Source organism: Xanthomonas cannabis pv. cannabis, from assembly GCF_000802365.1.
In the GTDB taxonomy this organism is placed as follows: Bacteria; Pseudomonadota; Gammaproteobacteria; order Xanthomonadales; family Xanthomonadaceae; genus Xanthomonas; species Xanthomonas cannabis.
Map to the genome: position 1 here is coordinate 1 of NZ_JSZE01000242.1, position 386 is coordinate 386.

A 386-nucleotide genomic window follows, 5' to 3' on the forward strand; every position below is an offset into this window, starting at 1 on the left:
GGCGGCGGGCGCGGACATGCTCGCCCAGATGACGCTGCCACGGCGGCAGTGGAACATAGGGATGAAGCTCCATCTTCTCGGCCATACACGCCAGCATGCCCGCGTCCAGCCGATCGGTTTTTGCAAGTCCCAAGCCGTTGGCCAGGTGACGCGCCCGAGACGCATTGGCGCGTGCCACCGGGACTCCCGCCTGATGCAGCGCGTCCAGCGCGGCCAGCTCGTAGCCACCGGTCGCCTCCAGCACCACCTGCCTAACTGGCAGTGTCCTCAGCCAGTGGACGAGCTTGCAGTGCCCGCTTGCCGTGTTACTGAACTGGCGGGCCTCACCTTGAAAGACAGCCGCATCCAGGGACTTCTTGCACACATCGATCCCGATTCCGCTCATG

Annotated in this window: 1 protein-coding gene; it reads right to left on the minus strand. The window is 65.0% G+C overall.

Annotated elements, in window-relative coordinates:
• Positions 1 to 385, minus strand: a 385-nt coding sequence (locus OZ10_RS20250; protein ID WP_039566931.1) for an IS110 family transposase, incomplete at its 3' end; no start/stop codon positions are given.
• Position 386: the final 1 nt, after the last annotated feature.